This window comes from Pseudomonas sp. P5_A2_2 (assembly GCF_054177685.1).
In genome coordinates this window covers 1-8,628 of record NZ_JBGCUL010000127.1, presented here as the reverse complement: position 1 = coordinate 8,628, position 8,628 = coordinate 1, and the positions used below count along the sequence as shown (strand labels likewise).

General features: G+C 59.4%; 9 protein-coding genes. 4 read left to right on the top strand and 5 right to left on the bottom strand.

Annotated elements, in window-relative coordinates:
* The coding region (locus ACXRVY_RS11085; protein ID WP_458237392.1) for a long-chain-acyl-CoA synthetase at window positions 1–1,421 on the bottom strand (1,421 nt) is incomplete at its 3' end.
* 370 nt (window positions 1,422–1,791) lie between these two features.
* On the opposite strand from ACXRVY_RS11085, the gene ACXRVY_RS11080 reads away from it, so the two are divergent.
* A complete protein-coding gene (locus ACXRVY_RS11080) occupies window positions 1,792–2,070 on the top strand; it encodes a DUF3509 domain-containing protein (RefSeq protein ID WP_317851124.1) in 279 nt (92 codons plus the stop codon).
* Between the two features lie 114 nt (window positions 2,071–2,184).
* Here ACXRVY_RS11080 and ACXRVY_RS11075 read toward each other — a convergent pair whose 3' ends face one another.
* Entirely contained in the window at window positions 2,185–2,553 is a 369-nt protein-coding gene (locus ACXRVY_RS11075; protein ID WP_223461045.1) for a PilZ domain-containing protein, read from the bottom strand.
* Between the two features lie 160 nt (window positions 2,554–2,713).
* Between ACXRVY_RS11075 and ACXRVY_RS11070 the strand changes: the two genes are divergently transcribed.
* From ACXRVY_RS11070 to yjiA, 3 genes are all read left to right on the top strand, one after another.
* A complete protein-coding gene (locus tag ACXRVY_RS11070) occupies window positions 2,714–4,780 on the top strand; it encodes a carbon starvation CstA family protein (RefSeq protein ID WP_223461048.1) in 2,067 nt (688 codons plus the stop codon).
* 15 nt (window positions 4,781–4,795) lie between these two features.
* The gene (locus tag ACXRVY_RS11065) at window positions 4,796–4,993 is read left to right on the top strand and encodes a YbdD/YjiX family protein (RefSeq protein WP_007895266.1); all 198 of its coding nucleotides are present in this window, start codon (window positions 4,796–4,798) and stop codon (window positions 4,991–4,993) included.
* Between the two features lie 161 nt (window positions 4,994–5,154).
* Window positions 5,155–6,126, top strand: a complete 972-nt coding sequence (gene yjiA / locus ACXRVY_RS11060) for a GTPase (RefSeq protein ID WP_223461050.1) — start codon at window positions 5,155–5,157, stop codon at window positions 6,124–6,126.
* A gap of 71 nt (window positions 6,127–6,197) precedes the next feature.
* On the opposite strand, the gene ACXRVY_RS11055 is transcribed toward yjiA, so the two are convergent.
* The 3 genes from ACXRVY_RS11055 to ACXRVY_RS11045 form a co-directional block, all read right to left on the bottom strand.
* On the bottom strand, window positions 6,198–6,887 hold the full coding sequence (locus ACXRVY_RS11055; RefSeq protein WP_223461052.1) for a GntR family transcriptional regulator: 690 nt from the start codon (window positions 6,885–6,887) through the stop codon (window positions 6,198–6,200).
* A gap of 25 nt (window positions 6,888–6,912) precedes the next feature.
* A complete protein-coding gene (locus ACXRVY_RS11050) occupies window positions 6,913–7,617 on the bottom strand; it encodes a FadR/GntR family transcriptional regulator (protein WP_108216407.1) in 705 nt (234 codons plus the stop codon).
* 69 nt (window positions 7,618–7,686) lie between these two features.
* The coding region (locus ACXRVY_RS11045; RefSeq protein ID WP_458237391.1) for a cation:dicarboxylate symporter family transporter at window positions 7,687–8,628 on the bottom strand (942 nt) is incomplete at its 5' end.

Here is an 8,628-nt window from a genome sequence, read left to right as displayed (position 1 = left end):
GTGTCGCCCAGGCGGTCGACAAACTGCGCATGCCCAAAGCCGATGTTGCGCAACAGGTCGCCGGTGTTGAAGTAGCGGTCGCCCTTTTCGAACACATCCTGAAGCACGACCTTGGCGGTTTTCTGCGGATCGGTGTAGCCGTCCAGGGGCGCCTTGTCGTCGATTTTTGCCAGCAACAACCCCTGCTCACCCTTGGCGACCTTGCGCATCAGGCCGTTGGCCTGACGAATCGGCGCGCCGCTGTCGTGGTCGTAAGCGACCAACTCCCAGCGCATCAGGGAAAAACCGATGGTGTTGTCGAAGTTAAGAATATTGGTGAAGCCGATATTGCCGTCACTGGCGGCGTACAGCTCGCAGATGTGATTCACCGCAAAGCGGGTCTTGAACTCGTTCCAGGCACCGGGACGCAAGCCGTTGCCGATCATTTTCTTCACATCGTGCCGGCTGTCGTCGGCGCAGGGCGGTTGATCGACCAGGTAGCGGCACAGTTCGCCGACATAACCGATGGTTGTCGCCCGGTACTTGCGCGCATCGTTCCAGAACTGACTGGCGCTGAATTTGCGGCGGATGGCGAACCCACTGGCACCACTGACGGCCGACCCCCAGCACACGCAAAGGCCCGTGGCGTGGTACAGCGGCAAGGTGCAATAGACGACATCGTCGGGGCGCATGTCCAGGGCGATCATGCCGAAGCTCGCAGAGCTGCGCATCCAGCGTCCGTGCTTGAACACGCCAGCCTTGGGCAGCCCAGTGGTACCCGAGGTGTAGATATAAAAACAGGGATCGTCGAAGAAAATCTGCTGGCTGCTGGGCGGGTTGTCGCTGGCATCGTCGAGACTGGCGGTCATCAGGTTGACGAAACCTTCAGGCGCGATACCCGGTTGGCGAGAGGTGTCCTGATCGGCGACGAACCAGGTCCGGTCAGCCTTGATCGACACCCGATCACGTACCGCCAGGTACGCGGGGACCAACTCCTCACCGACAATGATCGCCACCGGCGCCACCAGATTCACACTGTGCACCAGGGTGTCGCGGGTCTGCGAGGTATTGAGCAGCGCACTGATCGCGCCGACCTTGGCCACCGCAAGAATCGTCACCAGCAGTTCCGGACGGTTCTCGATAAAGACCGCCACCACATCACCCTTGCCGATGCCTTGGCCGATCAGGTGATGGGCAATGCGGTTGGCCCATTGGTTGGCCTCGGAGTAACTGAGCGTTACGTCGCCTTGCAACAGCGCCGGGCCATCCGGGTTGCGCAACGCAGCTTGCTCGAAACTCCAGCCTAAACCACACGCTTGGGTCGGGTCCTTGACGTTGGCGGCCTTCATCCCCTTCACCACCCGGGGGATGGCTTTGGCGATGGAAGGCAACTTGCGGAGCATCATGCCCCAGGTAATCGTGTCGTTCGACATACGGCTCATGATTGCTCCCGTTCGATCTTTTTTTATTGTCGGGTGGCGATGACTGAGCCCGAAAATACGTCAACGGTTCTTGAGCTGTACACGCGGTTTTTGAAATGTTTTGTATCTGCGATCTTGATCCGCGATCTTGATCCGCAATAGCGCTGCGCGAAGATGATCCCGTGCGCGCCAATTGGTTCCATCGAGTCGCCGACGTACCTGCAAAATGCAGGATGCACGATGGCCATTCATGCAGATTGCACGAAAGCGAAAATCACTCAAAACCGTAACATGTTGATTTTACTTAATATTGTTCAGCTGAAATGAATGGCACAAAGACTGCAACAGTCTCTCCATGCTTGCCATTCAAGTCATCATGGAGCTGAACGACATGAGCCTTATCCAGGAAAAATTTTCGTCCTTGTTCTCCAACTTCGCAGTCACTACCCAGGACCGCCCTGATGGCGGGATTCTGCTGACCTTGCGCAGCGCCGACGGCAGAGAATTCATACGCTCGATCTCCTACCAGCAATTGCACAATGGTGATCAACTGTCCTGGGTCATCAGCGCGATTCGCCGTGACCTCGCCGAACAAGCCAGTGAGCTGCCGCAGATTTCAATGCTGCAGAGCCAGCAACGGTTTGCCCTGCCGACCTATCATTCGCTGTAAAAAACACTGTAGGAGCGAGCCTGCTCGCGATTGCAATCTGACAGTCACATTGCTGCTGGCTGACACACCAAAATCGCGAGCAGGCTCGCTCCTACAGGGGGAATTCGATAATGGCTAGATTTCGATCAGGGCACCCAGTTCGCGTTCCAACTCTTCTGGATCAGCGAGGTTGAGCTCGATCAATCGCCGCAGGCGCTCGATGGACTCCAGGCTGATGTGCCGGCAAACAAACCCGAGTTGGCCATGGTCGTCGTGGGCCAGTTGCACATCCATGGTGATGCCGGCGTCTTCGCCCAGATGAATGTCGACCAGAAAATCCTGCTGCGGATTGCCCAGCCACGGATCGGGTCGCTCGATCAGCAACCCCTTGAGCGACAGATCAATCAACGTCACCGGCCAGGTGAACTCACCCTGACTCAGCTCGGTTCGGGCATCGAACGCAATACGTTTGAAGCGGCGACGTTCGGCGGGGTGCTCGCTCATGGCGCGATCCTCGTAGATGTACGCTGACTATAGACCTGCATACTTCAAGGCGGCCAGCGCGTGCAGGTGTCCAGACCAATGTCGGGGTATGGTCTTTGCCGTCAGGAGAGCTAAACTCGGAGTGGTTGTCTTTCTTGTCCACTCTGGCTGGAATATCAAAATGAAAAATAACAATAGCCCGCTACGCCATTTGCCTTGGCTGGTGCTGGCAATCACAGGTGCGTGCGCCCTGGGTGTCGTGGCATTGCGCCGGGGCGAGGCAATCAACGCCTTGTGGATTGTGGTCGCTGCCGTGGCCATCTATCTGGTCGCCTATCGCTACTACAGTCTGTTCATCGCTAACAATGTCATGCAACTCGATGCGCGACGGGCCACGCCTGCCGTGCTCAACAATGACGGTCTGGACTACGTTCCTACCAACAAACACATTCTCTTCGGTCACCACTTCGCCGCCATCGCCGGCGCGGGGCCTTTGGTCGGCCCGGTACTGGCGGCGCAAATGGGCTACCTGCCCGGCACGCTGTGGCTGATCGCCGGCGTGGTGCTGGCCGGTGCCGTGCAGGACTTCATGGTCCTGTTCATGTCCACCCGCCGCAACGGTCGCTCCCTGGGCGACATGGTCCGCGAGGAAATGGGCCGCATCCCCGGCACCATCGCGTTGTTCGGCTGCTTCCTGATCATGATCATCATCCTCGCGGTGCTGGCGTTGATCGTGGTGAAAGCCCTGGCCGAGAGCCCGTGGGGTATTTTCACGGTGATGGCGACCATCCCGATCGCGATGTTCATGGGCATCTACATGCGCTACATCCGCCCGGGTCGCATCGGCGAGATCTCGGTGATCGGCGTGCTGTTGCTGCTCGGCTCGATCTGGCTCGGCGGGCAGATTGCCGCGGATCCGGTGTGGGCCAAGGCGTTCAGCTTCACCGGTGTGCAAATCACCTGGATGCTGATCGGTTACGGTTTTGTCGCGGCGGTGTTGCCGGTGTGGTTGATCCTGGCACCCCGTGACTACCTGTCGACCTTCCTGAAAATCGGCACCATCGTCGCCCTGGCCATCGGCATTCTGATCACCATGCCCGAGCTGAAGATGCCGGCCCTGACCCAGTTCATCGACGGCACCGGCCCGGTGTGGAAGGGCGGGCTGTTCCCGTTCCTGTTCATCACCATCGCCTGTGGCGCGGTCTCGGGTTTCCATGCGCTGATCGCCTCCGGCACCACGCCGAAACTGCTGGATAACGAAACCAACGCCCGCTATATCGGTTACGGAGGCATGCTGATGGAATCGTTCGTGGCGATCATGGCCATGGTCGCTGCGTCGGTCATCGAACCGGGCGTGTATTTCGCCATGAACAGCCCGGTGGCCGTGGTCGGCGGTGATGTGGTGGCCGTTGCGACAGCCGTCAGCAACTGGGGCTTTGCGATTACCCCGGAAGCCCTGCAAGCGGTGGCCCACGATATCGGTGAAACCACCATCCTGGCACGTGCCGGCGGTGCACCGACCCTGGCGGTCGGTATCGCGCAGATCCTGCACAGTGTTCTGCCGGGCGAGAACACCATGGCGTTCTGGTACCACTTCGCGATCCTGTTTGAAGCATTGTTCATCCTGACCGCGGTCGACGCCGGTACCCGTGCCGGGCGCTTCATGCTCCAGGACCTGCTCGGTTCGTTCGTGCCGGCCCTGCGTCGCACCGAATCCTGGACTGCCAACCTGATCGCCACCGCCGGTTGTGTGGCCATGTGGGGCTGGTTGTTGTACCAGGGCGTGATCGATCCACTGGGTGGCATCAACACCCTGTGGCCGCTGTTCGGCATCTCCAACCAGATGCTGGCCGGTATCGCGCTGATGCTCGGCACCGTGGTGCTGATCAAGATGAAACGCCAGCGTTATGTGTGGGTCACCATGTTGCCGGCGGTGTGGCTGTTGATCTGCACCACGACAGCGGGCTTCATCAAGCTGTTCGACGCCAACCCGGCGATCGGCTTCCTGTCGCTGGCCAAAAAATACAGCGATGCGCTGGCCAACGGTCAGATCCTCGCCCCGGCCAAGGACATCACCCAGATGCAGCACGTGATCTTCAACGCCTACACCAACGCAACGCTGACCGCGCTGTTCCTGTTCGTGGTGTTCAGCATCCTGTTCTATGCGCTCAAGGTCGGTATTTCCGCCTGGGGCAGCAAGGGGCGTACGGATAAAGAATCGCCATTCCAGGCGCTGCCGGAAGTGTGATCGAGGATTTGCACCATGTTCAATGACCTGAGTCGCCTCGGCAAATACCTCGGTCAGGCCGCGCGCCTGATGGTCGGCATGCCCGACTACGACAACTACGTCGAGCATATGCAGACCAAGCACCCGGACAAACCGGTGATGAGCTATGAGATGTTCTTTCGGGAGCGTCAGGAAGCCCGTTACGGTGGCAAGGGTGGGCCGAAGTGCTGTTGATCCGGTTGTCGGATTAACGGCAATACCTGTGGGAGCGAGCTTGCTCGCGATGGCGGACTGTCAATCAACAGTGATGTTGAATGTTAAGCCGCTATCGCGAGCAAGCTCGCTCCCACATTTGTTTTGTGTTGTTTTTTCCTGTGTGAAAAAGGAGATCCAGTTTGTCCTCTCCCATCCCCGTAACAATCCTCAGCGGCTTTCTCGGCGCCGGCAAGACCACCCTGTTGCGTCACCTGCTCAAGGCCGAGCACGGCCTGAGAATCGCCGTAATCGAGAACGAATTCAGCGATGCCGGCATCGATACCCAGTTGTTGGGTGACGAGCCGGTGCAAGTGATGACGCTGTCCAATGGCTGCGTCTGCTGCACCATCCATACGGACCTGACCAAGGCGCTTTACTTGTTGCTGGAGCGTCTGGACCAGGGCGATATCGCCTTCGACCGGCTGGTGATCGAATGCACCGGCCTGGCCGACCCGGCGCCGGTGGCGCAAACCTTTTTCATCGACGAAGAGTTGCGCGAGCGCTATATCCTCGACGGCATCATCACCTTGGTCGATGCCGCCCACGCTGATCTGCATCTGACCCAGACCATCGCCCAGGCGCAGATCGGTTTCGCCGACCGCTTGTTGGTGAGCAAGCGTGATCTGGTGGACGAACCGACCTTCACCGCGTTGAGCGAGCGCCTGACCCGCATCAACCGGCGTGCGCCGATCCGCGTGGTTGACCATGGCAAGATCGACCTGGCCGAGTTGCTCGATGTGCGCGGCTTCAACCTCAACGCCGACCTCGGTGGCGGCGTGAGTTTGCGACCGGTCAGCCGGGCCCCGTCCATCGACCGCATTTCCAGCCTGGTGCTGCGCACTGAAAAACCGCTGGATATCGACAAGCTCAGCGAGTTCATGAACGAGTTGCTGGAGGAGCATGGCAAGCAATTGCTGCGCTACAAAGGCGTGTTGAATATCCTCGGCGAATCCCGTCGCATGGTGTTTCAGGGGGTGCTGAAGCTGTATGGTTTCGACTGGGATACCGAGTGGGCTGAAGACGACGTGCGTGAGAGCGTGATCGTGTTCATTGCCGATGACTTGCCGGAAGAAAAGATTCGCGAGGGGTTTGCGCGGGTGGCGGCTGATTAAATTCAGAAATTGCAGCGAGCCTTAAGCCGCCATCGCGAGCCTGCTCCGGGCGGCGTTCCGACGAAAGCGGTCTAACCTGCGGCACAATGTTGGCCCAGTGCCGATGCAGGGTTCAGCAACAAGTCTTCCAGATAATCCAGGTGCCGGTTGAGCACAATTTCTGCCTTCGCAGCATCCCATCGCTCCAGCGCATCCAGGATCTCCATGTGCGCCTGCCATACGCAATAATCCATCGACTGCAGCTCAAACTGCGCAAGCGCCAACGAAGTCAGCTGCACCAGGCTGTCTAGAAAGTGCGACAACGGTGCATTACCTGCCATTTCTGCCAATCGCAGGTGAAACTCTCCCGACAAACGGATCGCCCGGCCACGCTCAGTGCATTGACGCTCGCTATCGACCAGCTCCCGCAGGTGCTTCAAACCTTGAGCGCAGGGGCGCTGACAGGCCAGCCGCACGAGCATGATCTCGGCCAGACGCCGGGCATGCAGTGTCTGCCGGGTCTGCTCGACATCAAGCTCGGCGACGCGGGGACGATGGTTGACTCGTAAGATGATGATCTGCTGATGGGACAGTCGCGTCAGCACATCACGCATGTCGCTGCGCCGTGCACCGAACATCTGCGCCAGGCTTTCTTCCGTAAAGCGACTGGCCGAATGGATGCGCTGTTCGAAAATGGCGTCCAAGACCCGCGAATACAGATCACCCACCGAAGGGCGGACGGGCAGGGTAGCGAGCGTTTGTGGCGAGGCGTAGCTGTTCATGGCCAATCTCCAGTTCGAAGAGGTTTCAACTGCCGAGGTTGTCTTCCGGGATGTTCAGTTCGATGCCCATGCGCTGGCCCTCGCGCAAAATGTGCCGACGCATCTCGGCGCTGGCCTGGGCGCTGTTCTTGCTGCGGATCGCCCGCACCACCGCTTCGTTTTCTTCAAGGCGCTCTGCCAGATGCTCCGGGGAGTTGCGCAACACTTCGGCGCTTTGCTTGAGGGCATTGCTGGTTTGCTGGACCACGCTCTGGAAGATCGGGTTCGACGTCAGTGTGAACAGCTCTTCGTGGAACGCGATGTAGGCGCTTACGCCGGCTTCACTGTCGTTGGCCTCCAGGGCTTCGCGCATGTCCATCAAGGTCAGGCGCAGTTGCCCGACTTCCTTGCTGCTGATGGACTGCGCCACGAGGCCGACGATGAACGGTTCGAGGGTGTAACGCAGTTGCAGCACGTCTTCCAGGCTCGCTGCGGCCACCGCGCTTTCGTGGGACTGGCCATCGCTGAGACTGGCCTCGAGTACCACTACGCCTTTGCCCGGCATCGAGCGCACCAGGCCAAGGGTTTCCAGGACGATGACTGCCTCACGCAGGCTCGGGCGGCTGATACCCAGCTGTTCGGCCAGTTCACGTTGCCCCGGCAGCATTTCGCCGGAGCGCCACTGACCACGGGCCAGAGCGGCCCGAAGTTTTTCCACGACTGAAGTTACGACGGTTGACGAGGTAATCACTGTTCGCTCCATGAGCATCTAAAAGTGGTGAAAGTGTGCCGACCAAGGCGAGGCCGGCACACCGTTGATTCAGAATTCCTGCTGATGCGCCGGTGCGACCGGTTTACGCGGCTGGAAGGTATAACCCGCCTGGCCGGAAAGTACCTTGTTCGCCCGCTGCACATCGATGTCCTTTTCCCAGCGCGCGATGGCGACGGTCGCCACACAGTTACCGATCAGGTTGGTCAGCGCCCGGCCGATGCCCATGAACCAGTCCACGGCCAGCACCAGCACCAGACCCACCACCGGAATGGCCGGAATGGCTGTCAGGGTGGCCGCCAGGATCACCAGCGCCGAGCCCGGAATGCCGTGGGCACCTTTGGAGGTGATCAACGACACCAACAGAATCGTCAGCAGGTCGGTCATCGCCAGCGGCGTGCCGGTGGCATTGGCGATGAACACAATGGCCAGGGTCAGGTAGATCGAAAAACCGTCGAGGTTGAACGAGTAACCGGTAGGTATCACCAACCCGACCGTCGAACTGCCGATGCCCAGATGCTCAAGCTTGCGCATGATTTGTGGCAGCACGGCGTCGGACGAAGCGGTGCCCATGACGATCAACAGTTCTTCGCGCAGGTACTTGAGCAACGGCCACATCTTCAAGCCAGAGAGGCGCATCACCAGGCCGAGAATCAGGGCCACGAAGGCAGTACAGGTCAGGTAGAACAGGCCGACCAGGCTGCCCAGGTGTTGCAGCGAGTCCAGGCCATATTTGCTGGTGGTGAAGGCGATCGCGCCGAATACACCGATCGGTGCCAGGCGCACGATCATGCCCATGATGCGGAAAATCACGTGGCTGAGTTCATTGATCAGCCGGGAAATGCCCGACGCCGCCTCGCCCACCAGATTCAGCGCACTGCCGAACAGCACGGAGAACAGCAGGACCTGCAGGATGTTGTTATCGGCAAAGGCACCGATCACCGACGTCGGAATCAGGTCCATCAGGAACTGTGTGGTTGTGTGCATGTGCTG